Source organism: Candidatus Caldatribacterium sp. SIUC1, assembly GCF_051549785.1.
GTDB lineage: Bacteria > Atribacterota > Atribacteria > Atribacterales > Caldatribacteriaceae > Caldatribacterium.
The window spans coordinates 1,741,141-1,760,221 of record NZ_CP189974.1 but is presented as its reverse complement, the minus strand read 5'-3'; the positions used below and the strand labels follow the sequence as shown (position 1 = coordinate 1,760,221).

The window sequence follows — 19,081 nt, the reverse complement described above, 5'->3', positions numbered from 1 at the left end:
ATGTTCTCGCTCTCGTATTTTTTGCAGCAGAGCATGAACGGCATTATTCTCGGTTGCATTTACGCGCTCCTTGCCCTGGGCATGACGGTGGTGTATGGCATTCTCCGGCTCATCAACTTCGCTCATGGTGCCCTTATTACCCTGGGGGCGTTCTTCATGTACTTCGCCTTTTTCCGTTTCGGTCTGCCCTTTGTGGCCGCGCTGTTTCTGGTCCTCGGGTTTGGGGGAGTCATGGGTCTTGTCCTTGACCTTGTGGCCTACAGGAAACTCCGAGGCGGCCCGGAGGTGGCACTTCTCATCACCTCGCTGGGGTTCTATACCTTCATTGAGAATTTCACCAAGCTCATTGTTTCTCCCCAGCCTTACGCCTTCAAGACTCCAGAATTTCTGGCAACGCTGTACCGGACACCGTATCTGACTTTCCGGACAGTTGATGTCTTCATCATCCTTTCGTCTCTTCTCATCATGCTCGCCTTCCACCTCTTTGTGAAACGGACAAAGCTGGGGATCGCCATGCGGGCAACGGCGGAAAATCTCGAGGTTGCCAACCTCATGGGGATTGAGGTGAACCGGGTCATCTCGGTGGCCTTTGTCCTGGGCTCAGCCATTGCTGCCTTCACGGGATTCCTGTGGGGAGCAAAGTACGGGCAGATTTCCTACGATATGGGCTTTCTCACGGGAGTCAAGGCCTTCGTGGCCGTGGTTGTGGGCGGTGTGGGGAGTATCCCCGGCGCCATGCTCGGAGGGTTTGTCCTGGGACTTGCGGAGATTCTCTCCATTGCCTTTTTGCCCACACGCTTTGCCGAATACCGTGATGGGATTGTCTTTGCCATCCTCGTTTTGGTCTTACTCGTTCGTCCCTCGGGTATCATGGGGATAAGGGAAGAGGTACGGGTGTGATGAAGCGGCGTATCCCTCAGGAACTCTGGTTCGTCGTTGGGGGCTTGGTGCTCTTTGGAGCGCTCTTTGTGGCGGAGAAAACCCTGAATCGGTACCTCCTGCACATCCTCATCCTCATGGGAATTTACTCCATTGCCACGGTGAGTTTGAACCTTACCAATGGATATACCGGGCTTTTCTCTCTGGGACACGCGGCCTTCATGGCCATCGGGGCGTACACTTCGACTCTCCTTACCTTTCCCGTCCCTCTGCGGGAAGCCTATGACCTTCCTCGTCTTCCCTGGTTTCTGGGAGGACCGGACGCTGCCTGGTCGTTCTTCCCCGCGCTTCTTGCTGGAGGGGCTCTCGCAAGCTGTGCTGCTTTGCTCATCGGGGCACCGGTGCTCCGCCTTCGGGGGCACTACCTCTCCGTGGCGTCTTTGGGGTTCATGGTCATTGTGGTGACGTTTGCCAAGACCCTCAAGGGTATCACCCGGGGACCGATGGGAATCAGTGCCATTCCGCTGTACACGAATATTTACTGGACATTCCTGTGGCTTTTCATCACCGTGTACGTGGTGTGGAGGATCGTCCATTCCCGTTTCGGGAGGGCCCTAATGGCTCTCAGGGAAGACGAAACCGCGGCGCAGGTCCTTGGTATCTATCCCATGAAGTACAAGCTCTTTGCCTTTGTGGTGGGGGCGTTCTTTGCAGGAGTTGCAGGAGGGTTGTACGCGCACCTGACCAAGGCTATTCGCCCTTTTGAGTTCTCTTTCACCCTGACCTTTCAGATTGTCGTCATGCTCATCGTTGGTGGTATGGGAACCATGAGTGGACCGGTGGTGGGGGCGGTGCTCCTTCTGACGCTCCGGTATGCTCTGAAGCCCCTTGAGGAGCACCTGAAGCTTTATGGCCTTATCGAGCTCATTTACGCGCTGCTCCTCATCGTTGTTATGCTCTGGAAACCCGAAGGCCTTGTGGGAAGGAAGCGAGTTTCTGCGAGAGGACGCCAGGAGAGAAAGGAGGAAAGGGAATGGGCAGGATTTTCCATGCCGAGATGACCTATGTCGATTTCAAAGAGGGGAATTTCGATAAAGCCATTGTGGCTGTGGGCTCAAGCGAAAATCACGGATTCCACCTCCCCTTTGGCACCGATACCCTTGTGGCCCAGGCCATCGCCCTTGAGGTGGCAAAAAGAGTTCCGGGGACACTCGTTTTGCCGCCCCTGTACTACGGTGTGAGTTTCCACTACGATGCCTTTCCCTTCACCTTGACCCTTCGGCCGGAGGTCATGGCGGAAGTCCTCAAGGACGTCTTCACCTCTTGCATCAGGCAGGGGATTTCTCGCATCATCATCATTAACGGTCATGATGGGAACATCGCCCCCATTGAAATCGCTGCTCGCTCCGTCAAAGTGAACTATCCCCATGCTTTTCTAGCGTGCCTTCCTGCCTGGTGGGTGACGGCAGGAGAGCTCCTCCCTCCGGGGACGTTCGAGGTGTGGGGAGGACTTGGACACGCAGGAGAGGGAGAGACCTCGATTGTCCTCTACCTCTTCCCGGAACTTTGCCGGATGGAAGAGGCCCGGGGTGTCGTCCCGGATCTCCCCGAGGGGCTTGAGATCAAATGGCGCTTTGAGGAGCTCACCCCCTATGGAGCTACGGGGGACCCCAAAAAGGGGACAAAAGAGAAGGGAGAGAAGATGTTCCGGGTCCTTGTGGATTACGTAGTGCGCTTTCTCGAGGAGATGGAGAAGCGAGGGTGGAAGTATGGTGAAAAGTCCCGTGTTTGAACGAGGATGGACTGATGGAGCTTTTCCCTGGGCTACAATTGAGAACATCGACCAGTGGGAAGGGAAGGACGTCGAAATTCGGGGGTGGCTTGCCAACCGGCGCTCGAGTGGGAAGATTGTTTTTCTCATCATCCGGGATGGAACGGGTTTCATCCAGGCCACGGTCTCCCTGGGGGAAGCCTTTTCCCGGGAAGATCTGAAGTTTCTGGAGCGTCTCCCCTTTGAGTCGGCTATCCTTGTTCGAGGACGGGTGAGGAGAGAACCCCGGGCACCTTTTTCGGGATATGAACTCGAGGTTCAGGGGGTTCGCGTTGTATCCCTTGCTCAGGAGGAATACCCAATCCAGAAGAAAGAGCATTCTGTGGAATTCCTCATGGAACACCGGCACCTGTGGCTCCGTTCCCGCAGGCAGAATGCCATTTTGCGGATCCGAAACACCATCATCATGGGCATCCATGAATGCCTCCAGAAAGAAGGTTTCGTCCTCATTGACCCACCAATTCTCACTCCTGCTGCTTGCGAGGGGACGACAACCCTTTTTGAGCTCGAGTACTTTGACCTCGGGAAAGCGTATCTCTCCCAGAGTGGCCAGCTCTACATGGAAGCAGCCTGCATGGCCTTTGGAAGGGTCTACTGCCTTGCCCCAGCTTTCCGGGCAGAGAAATCCAAGACCCGCCGTCACCTCACCGAGTTCTGGATGGTAGAGCCTGAGGCAGCGTTTTTCACCTTTGAGGACAACCTGCACCTTCAGGAACGCCTCGTCTCGTTTATCGTCCAGAAGGTTCTCAGCGAATGCCCTCGGGAGCTTGAAATCCTCGAGCGGGATACAAAACCGCTGGAGCGGGTTACTCCGCCTTTCCCCCGCATTTCTTACACCGAAGCCCTTGAGCTTCTTCAGAGAAAGGGCTTTCCCGTCAGGTGGGGGGATGACTTTGGAGGAGACGAGGAAACCGCCATCTCTGAGGAATTCGACCGCCCGGTATTCATCCACCACTATCCCAAGGCCATTAAGGCTTTCTACATGCAGCCGGATCCAGAGAATCCCGACCTTGTACTCAACGATGACCTCATTGCCCCGGAAGGGTATGGAGAAATCATCGGAGGAAGTGAGCGCATTTACGATCTTGCGCTCCTTGAGGAGCGACTTCGGGAACACAACCTCCCCCGAGAGGCCTTTGAGTGGTATCTCGACCTCCGCCGCTTTGGTGCCTGTCCGCACTCAGGATTCGGCCTGGGAATTGAGAGAACCGTGGCCTGGATTTGTGGTGTGCACCACATCCGGGAAACCATTCCTTTTCCCCGTCAGATTTACCGAATCTATCCCTAAGGTGCTGTACCTCTTGACTCCCTGAGATTTGCTGCTAAAATAATAGGGTGCGTACGGCCGGCTGTGCCGGAGTGGCGGAATAGGAAGACGCAACGGACTTAAAATCCGTTGAGGCGCAAGCCTCGTGCCGGTTCGATTCCGGCCTTCGGCACCAGGAAAGACAACATAGCATACGACGCGGGGTGGAGCAGTCAGGAAGCTCGTCGGGCTCATAACCCGGAGGTCGCAGGTTCGAATCCTGCCCCCGCTACCAGGGTTGCGCAAAAGGCCCTGTGCTGCAGCACAGGGCCTTTTGCTTTTGGAGAAACCGGGAAACGGGGCTGAAGTTGCTGCTGGAAACCGCTTAGTTCCTCCCCACGGGACAAAACCTTGTCTGACAGGCCTTTCCTGCCACAAAGCGGAAAAACGGATGGCAATTCTTCTGTTACGGAAAACCAGGTGGTTCTGATTCTCTTAAATACTGTATTTCTTCCACCTCTGATTCCCAAAGGTCGGAAAAACGAGAGGACCGTTGACGCCGCTTTTTCAGGCTTGTTATCATCGAGCCAAACGTGGGATTCAGAGGATAGGAAGCGATGGGCGAGGAGCTTCTGCGAGTAGAAAATGTCACCAAAAGGTTCCCCGGGGTTTTGGCACTTGATCGAGTACACTTTGAGCTGAAAAGGGGCGAAGTCCATGCCCTCGTGGGGGAAAACGGTGCGGGAAAATCCACGTTGATGAAGATTCTCAGCGGGGTTTATCGTCCCGATGAGGGTACCCTGTACTACAAGGGGAAGCCGGTTGTTTTCCACAATGCTCAGGAAGCCCAGAGAGCCGGCATCAGCATCATCTACCAAGAATTAAACCTCATGCCCCATCTCACGGTGGCTCAGAATATCTTCATCGGTCGGGAACCTCTGCGTTTTGGAGGGTATATTGACGACCGTCAGATGAACCGGCAGGCCCGAGAGCTCCTGGCCCGGCTCCACGTGGACATTGACCCCACCACTCCTGTTTATGCCCTTCCCCTCTCCAAAAGACAGATGGTGGAAATCGCCAAGGCTCTTTCGTTTCGCTCCGAGGTTCTTATTATGGATGAACCGACTTCTGCTTTGACCGAGTCGGAAATCGACGAACTCTTCAAAGTCATTCACCAGCTTAAGCAGCAGGGCGTGGGCATCATTTACATCTCCCATCGTCTGGAGGAGTTGAAGCATATCGCTGACCGGGTTACTGTCCTGCGGGACGGAAAGTACATAGGGACTTACAACTATGGCGATGTCACTCTTGAGTACCTTGTGAGCAAGATGGTGGGGAGGACGCTCGAGCACAAGTTCCCTCCCCGCACCTCTTCGCCCACCGGTCGCAAGATTTTCGAGGTGAAGCACCTCACCCGGGCGGGAGTGTTGCACGACATATCCTTCGAACTCTACGAGGGAGAGATTCTGGGTATCGCCGGTCTCATGGGAGCAGGGCGTACCGAACTTGCTCGAGCCATCTTTGGGGCAGACCCTAAAGATGGTGGTGAGGTGTACCTCCGTGGGCGAAAACTCGAGATTCATTCTCCCATCGATGCAATCCGCGCAGGCATTGGTTACCTCCCCGAAGACCGGAAGCTTGCCGGTTTGGCAGTGGAAATGCTACTTTGTGAGAACATCACCATGGCCAATGTTGAGGAAATCTCAAGCCGAATGGGGGTTATTTCTCCGCTAAGGGAGCGGAAAGTGGCCGAGCATTACGTCCGGGAGCTGGACATCCGTACACCCTCGGTGTACCAGGTGGTGAAGAACCTGAGCGGTGGGAATCAGCAGAAAGTGGTGGTGGCAAAATGGCTTTTCCGTAAGGCGAAGGTGTTGATTTTCGATGAGCCCACGCGGGGTATCGATGTGGGGGCAAAGTACGCCATCCACAGGCTCATGGATCAGCTGGCAGGACAGGGCATCGGTATCATCATGATTTCTTCGGAGCTTCCAGAGCTCCTGGGCATGACTGACCGGATATTGGTCCTCCATGAGGGGCGCCTTGCGGGAGTGCTCAGAACACGGGAAACCACCCAGGAAGAAATCCTGAACTACGCAGCAGGTTTGGTTTCAGCCTTGTCGTGAGGAGGTAAAGGAGTGGGGAAACAAAGGACGTCTCGAACTCATCAGGTTGGAATGGTCGTTCAGCGGTTTGTGGCTATCAGTGCGCTGGTCGTTCTCTTTGTGGTGTTCTCTGTAACCACTCCCAAGTTTTTCACCGTGCAGAATGTCCTCACTGTGGGATTGCAAACGAGCACCATGGCTTTCATGGGGATTGGTGTAACCTACGTCATTATTACGGGAGGCATTGACCTGAGCATCGGTTCCGTAATTGCCTTAAGCGGTGTTGTGGCAGGTCTTTTATCCCGCGCCGGCATTGCCGTCTGGGTGAGTTTTCTCTGTGGCCTTCTGGTAGCCGTGGGCTGTGGCATGGTGAACGGTCTTTTGGTCACCCGATTGAGCCTTCCCCCCTTTATTGCCACCCTGGGCATGATGCAGATTGCCCGGGGCATTGCCCTTCAGGTTACCGGGGCCCGAGCTGTTGCCGGGCTTCCCGAGAAGTTCGGTGTTTTGGGGAACGGAGCGCTGCTTCGGGTCACCGCGCTGTCTGGAGATGGACGCCAAGTGGTGACCTTTCCGGGTATCCCGTACCCGGTTATCATCATGGTTGTGGTGGCTCTTGCTTTCAACTTCCTCCTTCGTCGGCACCGCATTGGCCGTTTTATCTACGCTGTGGGTTCAAACGAGGAAGCCGCCCGTCTCTCCGGTATCGACGTTAACCGGACCAAAATCATTGCCTACCTTGTTTCGGGAGCCCTGGCCGGGTTGACCGGCATCGTCATGATGTCTCGTATCGTGACGGCTCAGCCCAATGCTGGAGTGGGGTATGAGCTTGATGCCATCGCTTCTGCCGTCATTGGCGGCACAAGCCTTATGGGTGGATCGGGTACCATAGCGGGAACTATGATTGGGGCGTTCATTATCGGCATGCTGCGGAACGGTCTCAACATGCAGGGTGTGTCGTACTTCATTCAGCAGATTATCATCGGGCTGGTCATTATTGCCGCTGTGGCGGCGGACCGTTTGCAGCGACGGGGTGAGAAGTAAAGCTATCCTCCGGAGGATAGTTCCATCTATACTGATCAAAAGGAGGTTGGAAGCATGAAGGGCATTCGGGTGTTGGGATTCTTACTTTGCGTGGTGTTCCTTATGGGGCTTCTGACGGTGGCCTGGGCTGAGGAGCCAAAGGAAATCGCCGTCATCGTGAAGGAGGCTACTTCAAGTTTCTGGCAGAATGTGGCCAAGGGTGCAGCAGATGCAGAGAAAGAACTCGTTGCTCAGGAGGAGAACATCAAGGTTACCTTCATCGGTCCCGAGGCGGAAACCAAGATCGAGCAGCAGGTAAACCTCGTAGAGAATGCCATTAACCGCAACGTTATGGCCATTGTCCTTGCCCCCTCCGATCCGGATGCTCTTGTTCCCGTGGTGATGAAGGCGAAGGAGGCGGGCATTCCGGTGGTCATTATCGATTCTCTCCTGAACTCCAAGGAGGGTTACGTTTCGTTTCTGGCTACTGACAACAGGGCAGCAGGTATCCTCTGCGCCAATGAGCTCATTAAGCGGGCAGGAACCAAAGGGAAAGTCGCTGTTATGTCCTATGTTCCTGGAGTGGGGAGCGAAATCGGCCGGGTGGGTGGATTTATCGACACCATTAAGGAAAAGACCGAGATGGAAGTTATCGGACCCTTCTACTCCCAGTCGGACATGGTGACCGCGTTGAACCAGACCATCGATGTTCTTTCGGCCAATCCCGACATTACGGCCATCTTCGGAGCCAACGAACCCACAGCGATCGGCATGGGAAGGGCTATCGAGCAGCTTGGCCTTGCCGGGAAAATCGTGGCCATCGGTTTTGACGGGAACAAGGACCTCCAGGAAATGGTTCGCAAGGGTACGCTCCAGGGCATTGCCGTGCAGAATCCTTACCGCATGGGTTACGAGGGAGTAAAAATCGCCTTTGCTGCTGCCAAAGGAGAGAAAGTTCCGGAGTACATTGATACCGGAATCGTTTTTGTAACCAAGGATAACATTGACTCTGAAGAGGCCAAACAGGTTCTCTACTGAGCACCAAGGGCTGGCCCCCAAATGCGGGGGCCAGCCCTTGGTTTTCATCCTGGGGGACGAGCGGAATGGTCAAGGGTACGCGGGTTACCATGCGGGAGGTTGCCGAAAGGGCTGACGTTTCCGTAGCTACTGTCTCTCACGTGCTGAACAGAACCCGCTTTGTGAGCCGGGAGACCCAGCAGCGAGTACTCAAGGCCATTCGAGAGCTCAATTACCGCCCCAACGTTCTGGCTAAAAGCGTGCGACGCCGCAGGACCAACACCGTTGGGGTTGTCATGTGTGATCTGGAGAACCCCTTTATGGTGGAAATGCTTCGAGGCGTTGAGGTTGTGCTCACCTCAAACGGCTTCGACATGCTCGTCACGAACACCAGCTACAGCGAGGAACGAGAACAGAGTGCTCTCGAGATGTTCTACGGGAAACAGGTGGATGGCATCATCCTTGTCCCGGGGAAGGGCGGTGGGGTGGATTTACAGCTTCTCGTCGACTTTGGGGTCCCCGTTGTGGTTCTTGATAAACAGGTGGACCATGTAGGGGTGGACCTCGTCGAGGTTACCAACCGAGAGGGAAGCCGGGAACTTGTGCGACATCTCCTGCGCCTTGGCCATCGGAGGATTGGCATCATCGCTGGTCCCCAGGATACCTCAACAGGAAGGGAACGCCTTCTGGGAGCCCTTGAGGCTGCGAAGGAAGAGGGAATTCCCGGAGAAAAACTCCTGGTCTTTGAAGGGGATTTCTTTAAGGAAAGCGGGGTGCAGGCAGCTCGAGAATTCCTGTCCCTGCCTTTTCCGCCTTCCGTGATTTTTGCGTGTAACTACAGTATGGGTATTGGGGCTTTTGAAGCCATTAAGGATTTGGGACTACGGATACCCGGAGATATTGGGTTTGCCATTTTTGACGACCTCCCCTGGTTTGCCTACCTTTCTCCCCCCTTGACGGCTGTTTCTCAACCCGCTTTTGAGGTGGGCAAAGTGGGGGCAGAGCTCCTAATGGAACGCCTGAAGAAAAAGCGAAACACCCCTAAAAGGGTGGTTCTCCCCACATCGCTGCGCATTCGCTATTCTGCCGGCGAACGCTGGTAAGGAGGTTGTTCCCCCATGAGTTCCTTTTCATACTATCAGCCCACACGTATTCATTTTGGTTTTGGGAAACTCGAAGAAGTGGGACGGATTGTGTCCCGTTACGGGAAGAAGGCATTGCTTGTTACCGTCCCTCCCTTTCCGGTCCTGGAACCAGTCTTCGAAAAGACCAAGAGCCTCCTCCGGAAGAGCGGGGTTGAGGTTGCCCACTTCGACCAGGTGATCCCTAATCCCACAACGGAGAGCATTTCCCGGGGAGTAGAGATGGCCAGAGACTTCCATGCCGATGTCGTGGTGGGGCTTGGAGGAGGGTCAAGCATCGATACCGCCAAGGCCATTGCTCTGGAGGTCACGCATGAAGGAACGGCCTGGGAGTATCGCCTTTTTGGGGAAAGAAAGGTCACGAGAGAGGTACTCCCCATCGTCGCCATTCCCACCACTTCTGGTACCGGTTCTCAGGTAACGGCAGTTTCCGTGCTCACCAATCCCGGAGAGCGCTGCAAATCCGCTATTGTGGACCCTCGTCTTTTCCCTAAAGAGGCCATTGTGGATCCTGAACTTGTGATGTCCCTTCCTCCTCACCTTACCGCTTCCACCGGATTCGATGCTTTCGCCCATGCCTTCGAGAGTTACGTCCACGTGAATGCCAATCCCTATACCGACCTCCTGGCCCTTGAGGCCATGCGCCTGGTTGTCCGTTTTCTCCCACCTCTTCTCCACAATCCCGCGGACCGCAAAGCCAGGGAACATATGGCCTGGGCGGATACCCTGGCAGGTCTCTCCATTGCAAACTGCGGTACCACCCTGCCCCACGGAATTGGTATGGCCATTGGCGGGAAGGCTCCCTGGGTCATGCATGGAGAGGCCTTGGCCGTGGTGTACCCAGAGTTTCTCCGTTACACCGCTCCTTACGCCCTGGAGAGGTTCGCCACTGTGGCTAGGATTTTCCGCCCTGAACTGCTGGGCGAAAAGGACGAGGTCGCAGCTTTGGCCCTTGAGGAGATCATGAGTGCTTTCCTGAAGGAGATTGGCATGTGGTTTGGCCTTGAGGATTTGCGCATCCCCAGGGAAGACCTCCCCGGCATTGTTGAGGACACCTTCAAGCTTCCTGACTACTCTGTGAATCCCAGGGTTCCTACAAAAGAGGACGTGTTTGCCCTTCTGGAAAGTGCGTACTCGAGGAAGTGGAAAAAAGATCGGAGCAATGGAAAAGGCGGGGACCTGTGTCCCGGCTTAAAAAAACCGGGATGAGGTCCCCCCTTGATTTTTCCAAAGCCCATGGTAGAATAGTAACCGCCAAAGCGGAAGAAAGGGTGGCCCAATCGAATAGTGGTTAGTTCGGCGGGCTCTCAATCCGCAAGCCGGGGTTCGATTCCCCGTTGGGCCACCATTTTATTTTTGAGCTCTCGAGACTTCCTGCTCCCGCAACCCTACGGCCCCGGAATGTGGTACACTTATGGAAACCCTGCAAGTCTGGGGGACTGGAAAGACTCATGGAAGTAGGGCTTGGCTATAGCGAGAGGACTGACGAGAAAGCAGCACTTGAAGAAGCGCTATCTCGGGCAGTGCAGACAAGCGGCGTACCCTCTTTCTTCTTTCTTTTTATTACGCCCCAGTACAGCCCTCACCGTATTCTTGAGGCGCTGCGGGAGGCTTTCCCCTCGGCGAGAATCCTCGGTTGTTCAGCTGAGGGTGTGGTGGTGGGCAGAAGGCTCCTTTCCCGCGGAATAGCCATCCTGGCCCTTGCTGTACCCGGATTGCAGGCTTTTACCGTTTTTCCCCCTTTTGAAGGAAGCGATTCGTATGCGCTGGGAGAGCTTGTGGGGAGGGAGATTCGCCGGACCTCCTTAGAGGGGGGGACCCTGGTGATTCTCCTTGATCCCGCCCTTGAGGTGCCACTTTTCCTCCAGGGTCTCTATAACGTCCTTGGTCCCCGTTTTCTCTACCTTGGTGGAGGGACGGGTGCCTTTCGTTTCACCGAACAGGGCGTGAATCTGGGTCCGGTGAGCGTGGGAATTTTCGAAAACGTAGCCTTTTCCTCTGCGGCGGACCACGGATGGTCCCCCACCAGGGAGCTCCTCGTGGTGACGAAGACCCGGGGGCGGGAAGTGGTTGAGATTGATGGCATTCCTCCCTTCGAGGCGTACCGCGAGCGAGTGGGGGATTTTTCCCCGGAAGACCTGCCCCGTGTGGGAACCCTCTATCCCTTGGGTTTTCCAAGTATTTTTGGGGATTGCCTCATCCGGGATCCCGCGTATTTCACCCCGGATGGTGCTATGGGATTTGTGGGGGCGAGCATTCCGGAGGGAGCCGTAGGGTACCTCATGAGGGGAGAAAAGGAGAGCCTTCTGGCCGCTGTGACCAGGGTTTCTCAGGAGGCGACTTGCGTTGAGGACCCTCTGTTCGCCCTCGTTTTCGACTGCGTCAGCCGCGCTCTGATTCTGGGAGAGGCTTTTGAGGAAGAGCTCAAAATCGTGGACGATGCCCTTAGGGGGCTTCCCTGCCTCGGATTTCTCAGCGTGGGAGAGATCCATCCCCGCGGTCAGGCACCCCTTTTCCGGAACAAGACAGTGGTTGTGGCGGTGGCGGGAAGAAAAGGGACCAGGAAGCGTTTTCTTTCGGTCTGTGACGCTCCTTCTGAAGTGGAACTTGCCATTCTCCATGAGATTTCCGCCCTCTCGTTTCCCGGATCCTACCAGGAGTTCTTCCGGGGAATGGTGGAACGGGCGGTGCGGCTCTTTGGGGTGCAGCGCATGGCCTTCCTCTGGAGAAGAGACGATGAGCTCCAGCTTGCTGCATCCTGGGGGTTCTCTGATCCTGCCGAGGTCCAGAAGGAAATGGAATCCCCAAAGGAGCACCAGCGGATTTTCCTCCTGGGCGAACAGGAAGCCCCTTCAGTACTCTTTTTCGAGGCTTCCTATCCGTTACGAAGGAGAGAGCACCGACTGTACGCCCTTTTTGCCCGTAAGGTGGAGGATGTCCTTCGTTTTGCCCGCCACCTTGAGGAACAGGAACAGCGCCTCAGGGAGCTTGAACACCTTTCGCTGACCGACGAGCTCACCGGGGTCTATAACCGTCGCGGGTTTCTGGTGCTTGCCGAGCATGCGCTGCTTGCCGCACAGAGGGAGGGAGAGGAAGTGGGAGTGCTTTTCCTCGACCTTGACAATCTCAAGTGGATCAACGACCAGTTTGGCCATGAGGAGGGGGATAGAGTCCTTCGAGAGTTCAGCGGAATGCTCCGGAAGGTCTTCCGCAAATCCGATGTTATCGCCCGCATCGGGGGCGACGAGTTCGCTGTCCTCCTCTCCGGGGTGAAAAATGCAGACCTTCAGCGGATTCTCCACCGTCTCACGCAACTCGTGGAGGAGTGGAACAGCAAGGCTCATCGTCCCTATCGCCTCTCATTCAGCGCAGGCTGGGCACCCTTCCTTCCCTCGCAACCCCAGAAGATCCAGGAGCTTCTGTCTTTTGCTGATGCCCGGATGTATGACGAAAAACGGAGGAAAAGGGGCGGAAACTCCCTCACTTCTTCTTGAGGATTTCCTGTATCCGGACCAAGGTTTCCAAAGCTTTTCTCGCAGGGACAATAAGGGTCAGAACATTTCGCCCCCTTTCCCGGAGTGCCTGCCGGTCAGCAAGGGCCTGGGCCATTTTGAGCGCACCAAAGCCCAGGGAACTCTCTGTGGCCCCGGGACGATCGGGAATGGGAAGGTCTTCATCGCTTTCCGTTATAATCTGCAGGAAGCTCCCCCTGCCCCCATCCCCTTTGTGGAGCTGTCCTGTAGAGTGAAGGTAACGGGGACCGTACCCCAGGGTGACGACCTGTCCGTATTCCTCCCTGAGGATCGTGCCCAGAGCCTGGAACTCTTTCTCAAGGAAGGGGTCATAAGGAGTGAAGGCTTGAATTGCCAGGTATCCGTCCCTGTGGAGCTTCCCGAGGAAGTCGTCCAGGGCGTCTTTGAGGGAGAGTACCGCTTTTTCGTGGAGGAACCTGATCTCCCCATCCTGTGGCAGGTGCTCCGGGAGGAGCTCCTGGGGATTGCGGAGCATTTCCCGGGTGAAACGTTTGGTGGACTCCACATCAGGCTGGTCAAAGGGGTTCAGGCGAAGGAAGTAGCCCGCAAGAGCAGTGGCAAGCTCGAAGGAGTACGCGTGCTGTCCCAGGCTATGAGGGGTCTCAAAGGGAATGGCAAGATAGGGACGTCCCTCCCTCTCAAGAGAAGTCAGAAAAGCACGGGGAAGCTGTTCTTCGCAGGTGAAGAAGACGACGTATCCCAGGTCCTGTCGGGGGTACACCTTCCATTCCCGTTCCACAACAGGAAGGATGGCTTTTCCCATCTTCCCTGTGCTTTCGGCAAGAAGCTGTTCAAGCCAGAGCCCGAAGGTCTCGAGGGCCGGGGAGGTGAAAAGAAAGACAATTTTGTCGCATCCTCTACGGTGCAGTCCTCCGAGGAAAGCCCCAAGGACTGCCCCCGGGTTGTCCAGAATTTCCTGGTCGGGGGAGGAGCATTCCATGGCCTTTCGGGCTTCTTCAAGAAGACGATGAAGGTCGATGCCAAGGAGCGCAGCGGGAAGAAGCCCGAAGAACGAAAAGATAGAGTACCTTCCCCCGATGTTGGGATTGTTCTCAAAGATTTCCCGAAAACGGTACAATCGGGCTTCGGCGATGAGAGGACTTCCCGGATCGGTGATGGCCACGAAGTTCTCCCCCGGTTCTTCCTTTCCCATGGCGCGAAGGAGGGTGAAGAAATAGCGGAAAAGCACCAGAGTCTCAAGGGTTGTCCCCGATTTCGTGGAGACGATGTACAGGGTGGTCCTGGGGTCTCCTCTTTCCGTGAAAGACCGAATGACCTCAGGGTCGGTGCTGTCGAGCACTTCGACATCGAGGGAATCCGGTGCTTTCTGGAACATCTGGGAGAACATGAGAGGGGCAAGACTTGAGCCACCCATACCAAGGAGCACCGCTTTGGTGAAGCCGGCTTCCTTGATTTTCTCGGCGAAGGCCTTAAGGACCCGCACCATCCCCTGCATGCGGCAGGGTGCTTCAAGCCAGTCCAGGCGATTGACGATCTCCTCAGGACTCTCACTCCAGAGGGTGTAGTCTTTCTGCCAGAGCCGTAAAAGCACCCGCTCCTGAGCAAGTTCCTCAAGACACTGCTGAAACACACTTTCGTAGTCTCCGAGAAAGAGTTTCCAGCCTCTCATTGGCCTACCCCCTTTCTGCTATTGTATCCGAAAAGCCCCAGGGAATGAAAGGCCAGGGCATGGGGAGGAGAAGTCCCCGAAGTTCATTGACAGGTTGTCCCGGAAAGGGTATATTCGGAGAAAAAAGAGGAGGGTACGTATGAAGAGATTTCTTGTTCCTGTAGTGCTTGCCGTCCTTCTGGTCGGAAGCATAGCTTTAGCGTCAACGCTTGAGGAGATTAAGGCACGGGGAAAAATCTACATCGGGACTGATGCCACCTATCCCCCTATGGAGTTCCATGACGAGAGTGGTGAAATTGTGGGTTTTGATATTGACCTCGGAAGGGCTATCGCCGAAGAGCTTGGCGTGGAGGCGGTGTTCATCGATACTGCGTGGGATGGGATTTTCCCTGCTCTTGATGCAGGAAAATTCGACATCATCATTTCCTCCACCTCTATCACCGAGGAACGCCTGAAATCAAAAGAAATGAGCGACCCGTACTATGTCACCTCTCAGGCCATTGCCGTGCGGAAGGACAACGAGACCATCAAGGGGCCTGAGGACCTCAAGGGGAAGATTGTGGCCGTCCAGATCGGTACCACGGGGGATCTCGCAGTGAGCGAAATGGAAGGGGTAACGGTGAAGCGATTCGATACCATCGACAAGGCCTACATGGAAGTCCTGAACGGGCGAGCCGATGCCGTGGTGAACGACCTTTCTGAAGTGGCCTACCGGATGAAGATGCTCCCCGACATGAAAATTGTGGCCACCTTCCGGGAGGGGGAGGAGAAGTACGGAGTGACGATGCGCAAGGGCGATGTTGAACTTCTTGCGGCCATTAACGAAGCCCTCCGGCGGATTAAAGCATCGGGGAAGTACGACGAAATCTACAGGAAATGGTTTGGGGAGCTGGGGAAGTAAGGTGCACTTTGATTTCTCCGCGCTTTATAGGGCGTTGCCCTCGCTCCTTGTGGGGGCGACGGTAACCCTGCGGATCACATCGCTTTCCATTGTCCTGGGGCTTGGTATTGGCATCGTCGCCGGACTTGCCCGGGTCTGGCCTAATGCGGCTCTCCGGACTGTTGCCGGTGCATACATTGAGCTTGTCCGGGGTACCCCGCTTCTTGTGCAAATTTTCCTTGTGTACTTTGGCCTACCCGCTCTGGGGCTCAATCTCGACCCTTTCGTGGCAGGGGTCATCGCCATGGGCATCAACAGTGGTGCCTATGTGGGAGAAATTGTTCGGGGTGGCATAGAGTCCATTGCCCGGGGACAGATGGAGGCAGCGCTGTCCCTTGGGATGACCTGGCATCAGGCCATGTACTACGTCATTCTCCCTCAGGCTTTCGTGCGTATTCTCCCGCCTCTTGGCAACGAGTTCATCGCCCTGCTTAAAGACTCTTCCCTTGTGTCCACCATCGCCATCGCTGAATTAACTCGAACAGGGCAAATCATCATCACCAGAACCTTCAAGTCCTTTGAAATCTGGAGCGGGGTGGCACTTTTTTACTTCGCCATGACGTACCTCATCTCCCGTATCGTCAGGTTTTCGGAAGAGAGGTTACGATACAGTGAGTGAGTGGGTGGTTGAGGTTCGGAATCTCAACAAGTACTTTGGCCGGCACCACGTTCTCAAAGACGTTACCCTCCGGGTTCGCTTTGGGGAGGTGGTCTCCATCATCGGGGCTTCAGGCTCAGGGAAGAGCACTCTTCTACGGTGTCTGAACGGCCTTGAGCCTATCCAAAGCGGGGAGATTTTCATTGATGGAGTGTGCATCACGGCAGACGGTGTGAACCTGAGCAGGGTTCGTCAGTCCATCGGGATGATTTTTCAGAGTTTCAATCTCTTCCCTCACATGACGGCCCTGGAGAACATCACCCTTGCACCGCAGAAGGTCAAACGCATGCCCCGGGCGGAAGCGGAGCGCATTGCCCTGGAACTCCTCCGGAAAGTTGGCCTTGAGGAGAAGGCCCATGCCTACCCGGCGCAACTTTCCGGGGGCCAGAAACAGCGGGTGGCCATTGCCAGGTCTTTGGCTATGAACCCCAAGGTCATGATGTTCGATGAACCCACATCAGCCCTTGACCCGGAGACGGTTAAGGATGTCCTCGACGTTATGAAGGAGCTTGCCCGGGAAGGCATGACCATGATTGTCGTGACCCATGAAATGGGGTTTGCCCGGGAGGTCTCGGATCGTGTGGTGCATCTTGATGATGGGAGGATTGTGGAGGAGGGACCTCCGGAGGAGATATTCTACCGGCCAAAGCATCCCCGAACTCGGGAGTTCCTGAGTAAAGTCATCAACATCTGAGGTGGGGCCATGGGAGGAAATGTGGTGAAAATCGGCGTCATTGGCTTTGGGACTGTGGGAGCCGGGACGGTCAAGGTCCTGTGGGAGAGACAGAGCGATATTGAGAAGGAGCTTGGGGTGCGAATTCAGGTTGCCCGGGTTATCGATAAGGACTGGGTACGGGAACGCCCGGTGGTCGTTCCACCGGAGCTTCGAGGAGAGGATCCGGCTCTGGTCCTTGAGGACCCCGAGATTCAGATTGTTGTGGAGGCCATTGGAGGGGTTTCCCCGGCTTTTGAGATTGTTTCTGAAGCGCTCTCCCGGGGGAAAAGCGTCGTGACACCGAACAAGGAACTCATTGCCAAAAGAGGCGGGGAGCTCCTTGAGATTGCCGCAAAGCAGGGCGTTGACCTCTTTTTTGAAGGGGCAGTTGGTGGAGGCATTCCTATCATCCATGCCCTGAAGGAGCAACTTGCAGGAGACGACATCGAAGAGGTCATCGGTATTGTGAACGGAACAACCAATTTCATTCTTTCGGCAATGTCTCTCCAGAGAGCCTCATACGAGGAAGCCCTGCAAGAGGCCCAGCGGCGGGGTTATGCCGAGCCCATGCCCACCATGGATGTTGAAGGGTTCGATGCGGCATACAAGCTGGCTATTCTGGCTTCCCTGTGTTTCCACACGAAAGTCGACGTAGACAGTGTCTTTCGGGAGGGCATCACTCGCCTTATCCCCGAGGACCTTGAGTTTGCCCGGGAGCTGGGCTTTGTCGTGAAACTTCTGGCCATCTCGAAGAAGACGAACGGTCGCCTTGAGCTTCGGGTGCATCCGGTCCTTCTGCCTGAGGAACATCCTCTTGCGAGCGTCACGGGGGTGGAGAACGCCATCTATGTGAAGTCGAGAACCCGGGCTTTAACCTTCCGGGGTCCGGGAGCAGGGGGGGAGGCCACGGGGAGTGCCCTGGTCGGTGATATCATCGAGGCCATCCGCAACCTCAAGTATAACTGTCGGGGACGGGTGGGGTGTACCTGCCTCAGGGAACTTCCTGTCCGGCCGGTTGAGGAGCTTGTCACGCAGTACTGTATCAGAATCCTGGCCCTTGATGTCCCTGGGGTTTTGGGGAAAATCGCTACGCAGTTTGGAGAAGCAGGCGTTAGTCTCTCAGCGGTGAAGCAGCCGGTGAGCACTCCCGGGAGGCTCACGAATATCTATTTCCTCACCCATGAGGTTCAGGAGGCGAAACTGCGGGATTCCCTCGAGCGCATTCAGAAGCTCGAGGTGGTGAAGGATGTGTATGCCATCCGGGTGGAACGGGGGGATTCGTGAGGTGGAGCAGGAGGAAATCGTCACATCCTTTGTTTGCCTTTCCTGTCAGCGGGAAACGGTACATCGAGTACTTTACCAGGGGGGAATCGTCAGATCCATCATCTGCCAGGAATGTGGACTCGAAGTTGGCCTTGACCGGGCAAAGCTTGTGGCGCTCTATGGGGAACAGCTCATTGAACGAATTCTCACCAAACCCCAGCGTCTCACTGAGGAGTACAGGCGGGACCTTTTCGAGTTCTTCAGCACTATTCCTTTCCGGATTATCACCAAGCCCTACCGGATGCTCAAAGAATTCGAGTCACTGTGCGAGGATTGATTTGCGGAAAATGCACGCATCTCCACTGGCTTCCAGGGTCTCCCCCGGGGCAAGCACCACAAATCGCTCCTCATCCCACCGTCCCTCAAGGAGGTCTCGAAGAAGCCTCTCGTCTCCTTCGACGACCCCGTATTCCCATCCCAGAAACTCGGCACATTCCCTGGTGAAGGCCTCATAGGCTTCGTCCACCGGAAAGCCCCACCGGATGTACAGGGCATACCGGTACTCCTTCTGCCAGCTTTCTTCAAGCTGCATGAGATAGCGCGCATTGTCCTCGCCGTACTTTTCCCGATAGGTTTCGTACACCAGGGTGTGCCGTTCTTTCCCCGGCTCAAGGGAGTGCTCAATCCATCCGGGAGAGTACCAGTAAATACCCCGGTACTGATTGATGAGCTCTTCGTATCTCCTGTGCGACCCAAGGAGTATGGCGATACAGTCGTGGACGCGGGGGATGACGATGGGGTAGCGGGAAGAAGAAAGCCCTTCTGTTCCCCGGCTGCAGAGGCCATATCCAAGGAGGATGGCATCGTAATCGTAACCCGTTTCCAGGCTCCCCTTCTCATAGGCGAAGCGCTGCGGACCTGTGGTTGCGATTTCCCGTCTGAGAGTTTTTCGAAGGGTTTCGGGATTGTTGTGGAGACCCAGAGGGAGAAAGGTTACGTCGCAAGCACTCTTGACCTGGGAAACGAGGAAGGAGATTTCCCGGTACATTGACCGGCAGGCAATGACCCTGAAGCGGCGCTGCACCACGCTGTGCATTGC

At 55.6% G+C, this 19,081-nt stretch carries 17 protein-coding genes and 3 tRNA genes; 18 read left to right on the top strand and 2 right to left on the bottom strand.

Annotated elements, in window-relative coordinates:
- The 13 genes from ACP6EK_RS09220 to ACP6EK_RS09160 all read left to right on the top strand — a co-directional run bounded on the left by ACP6EK_RS09220 (nt 1) and on the right by ACP6EK_RS09160 (nt 12,737).
- Nucleotides 1-900, top strand: a complete 900-nt coding sequence (locus tag ACP6EK_RS09220) for a branched-chain amino acid ABC transporter permease (RefSeq protein ID WP_438315661.1) — start codon at nt 1-3, stop codon at nt 898-900.
- A complete protein-coding gene (locus ACP6EK_RS09215; RefSeq protein ID WP_438318982.1) occupies nt 900-1,940 on the top strand; it encodes a branched-chain amino acid ABC transporter permease in 1,041 nt (346 codons plus the stop codon). Before ACP6EK_RS09220 ends, ACP6EK_RS09215 begins: the two co-directional genes overlap by 1 nt.
- Complete coding sequence (locus tag ACP6EK_RS09210) at nt 1,913-2,671, top strand: creatininase family protein (protein WP_438315659.1); 759 nt, start codon at nt 1,913-1,915, stop codon at nt 2,669-2,671. The genes ACP6EK_RS09215 and ACP6EK_RS09210 overlap by 28 nt, the downstream gene beginning before the upstream one ends.
- The gene (gene asnS, locus ACP6EK_RS09205) at nt 2,649-3,998 is read left to right on the top strand and encodes an asparagine--tRNA ligase (RefSeq protein WP_438315656.1); all 1,350 of its coding nucleotides are present in this window, start codon (nt 2,649-2,651) and stop codon (nt 3,996-3,998) included. The genes ACP6EK_RS09210 and asnS overlap by 23 nt, the downstream gene beginning before the upstream one ends.
- 65 nt (nt 3,999-4,063) lie before the next feature.
- A tRNA-Leu gene (locus ACP6EK_RS09200) sits at nt 4,064-4,152 on the top strand.
- Between the two features lie 22 nt (nt 4,153-4,174).
- Nucleotides 4,175-4,251, top strand: a tRNA-Met gene (locus ACP6EK_RS09195).
- A gap of 322 nt (nt 4,252-4,573) precedes the next feature.
- Nucleotides 4,574-6,082: a sugar ABC transporter ATP-binding protein gene (locus tag ACP6EK_RS09190; RefSeq protein WP_438315653.1), complete on the top strand. Its 1,509-nt coding sequence runs from the start codon at nt 4,574-4,576 to the stop codon at nt 6,080-6,082.
- 51 nt (nt 6,083-6,133) lie between these two features.
- Nucleotides 6,134-7,105 (top strand): ABC transporter permease, encoded by a 972-nt coding sequence (locus ACP6EK_RS09185; protein ID WP_438318979.1) that lies wholly within the window; start codon nt 6,134-6,136, stop codon nt 7,103-7,105.
- Nucleotides 7,106-7,159: 54 nt separating this feature from the next.
- Nucleotides 7,160-8,122 carry an ABC transporter substrate-binding protein gene (locus ACP6EK_RS09180; RefSeq protein ID WP_438315650.1) on the top strand — a complete coding sequence of 321 codons (963 nt, stop codon included), beginning with the start codon at nt 7,160-7,162 and terminating at the stop codon, nt 8,120-8,122.
- Nucleotides 8,123-8,187: 65 nt separating this feature from the next.
- On the top strand, nt 8,188-9,204 hold the full coding sequence (locus ACP6EK_RS09175; protein WP_438315647.1) for a LacI family DNA-binding transcriptional regulator: 1,017 nt from the start codon (nt 8,188-8,190) through the stop codon (nt 9,202-9,204).
- Between the two features lie 15 nt (nt 9,205-9,219).
- Nucleotides 9,220-10,452, top strand: coding sequence for an iron-containing alcohol dehydrogenase (locus ACP6EK_RS09170; protein ID WP_438315645.1), 1,233 nt, complete (start codon nt 9,220-9,222; stop codon nt 10,450-10,452).
- A gap of 64 nt (nt 10,453-10,516) precedes the next feature.
- Nucleotides 10,517-10,591: transfer RNA gene (locus ACP6EK_RS09165), tRNA-Glu, on the top strand.
- A 103-nt stretch (nt 10,592-10,694) separates the two neighbouring features.
- A complete protein-coding gene (locus tag ACP6EK_RS09160) occupies nt 10,695-12,737 on the top strand; it encodes a sensor domain-containing diguanylate cyclase (RefSeq protein WP_438315642.1) in 2,043 nt (680 codons plus the stop codon).
- Here the strand turns inward: ACP6EK_RS09160 and ACP6EK_RS09155 are convergent.
- Nucleotides 12,724-14,406 carry a hypothetical protein gene (locus ACP6EK_RS09155; protein WP_438315639.1) on the bottom strand — a complete coding sequence of 561 codons (1,683 nt, stop codon included), beginning with the start codon at nt 14,404-14,406 and terminating at the stop codon, nt 12,724-12,726. The genes ACP6EK_RS09160 and ACP6EK_RS09155 overlap by 14 nt on opposite strands.
- Nucleotides 14,407-14,545: 139 nt before the next feature.
- Here ACP6EK_RS09155 and ACP6EK_RS09150 point away from each other — a divergent pair, with 139 nt between their 5' ends.
- From ACP6EK_RS09150 to ACP6EK_RS09130, 5 genes are read left to right on the top strand one after another with little or no spacing between them, the layout of a single operon-like run.
- Nucleotides 14,546-15,307, top strand: coding sequence for a basic amino acid ABC transporter substrate-binding protein (locus ACP6EK_RS09150; RefSeq protein WP_438315637.1), 762 nt, complete (start codon nt 14,546-14,548; stop codon nt 15,305-15,307).
- Nucleotide 15,308: 1 nt separating this feature from the next.
- Nucleotides 15,309-15,965: an ectoine/hydroxyectoine ABC transporter permease subunit EhuC gene (gene ehuC / locus ACP6EK_RS09145; RefSeq protein ID WP_438315634.1), complete on the top strand. Its 657-nt coding sequence runs from the start codon at nt 15,309-15,311 to the stop codon at nt 15,963-15,965.
- Entirely contained in the window at nt 15,958-16,698 is a 741-nt protein-coding gene (locus tag ACP6EK_RS09140; RefSeq protein WP_438315631.1) for an amino acid ABC transporter ATP-binding protein, read from the top strand. The genes ehuC and ACP6EK_RS09140 overlap by 8 nt, the downstream gene beginning before the upstream one ends.
- Nucleotides 16,699-16,722: 24 nt before the next feature.
- Complete coding sequence (locus ACP6EK_RS09135) at nt 16,723-18,003, top strand: homoserine dehydrogenase (RefSeq protein WP_438315628.1); 1,281 nt, start codon at nt 16,723-16,725, stop codon at nt 18,001-18,003.
- Nucleotides 17,972-18,319, top strand: coding sequence for a bh protein (locus tag ACP6EK_RS09130; protein WP_438315625.1), 348 nt, complete (start codon nt 17,972-17,974; stop codon nt 18,317-18,319). The genes ACP6EK_RS09135 and ACP6EK_RS09130 overlap by 32 nt, the downstream gene beginning before the upstream one ends.
- Here ACP6EK_RS09130 and ACP6EK_RS09125 read toward each other — a convergent pair.
- Nucleotides 18,302-19,078, bottom strand: coding sequence for a DUF1638 domain-containing protein (locus ACP6EK_RS09125; RefSeq protein ID WP_438315622.1), 777 nt, complete (start codon nt 19,076-19,078; stop codon nt 18,302-18,304). The genes ACP6EK_RS09130 and ACP6EK_RS09125 overlap by 18 nt on opposite strands.
- Between the last annotated feature and the right edge of the window lie 3 nt (nt 19,079-19,081).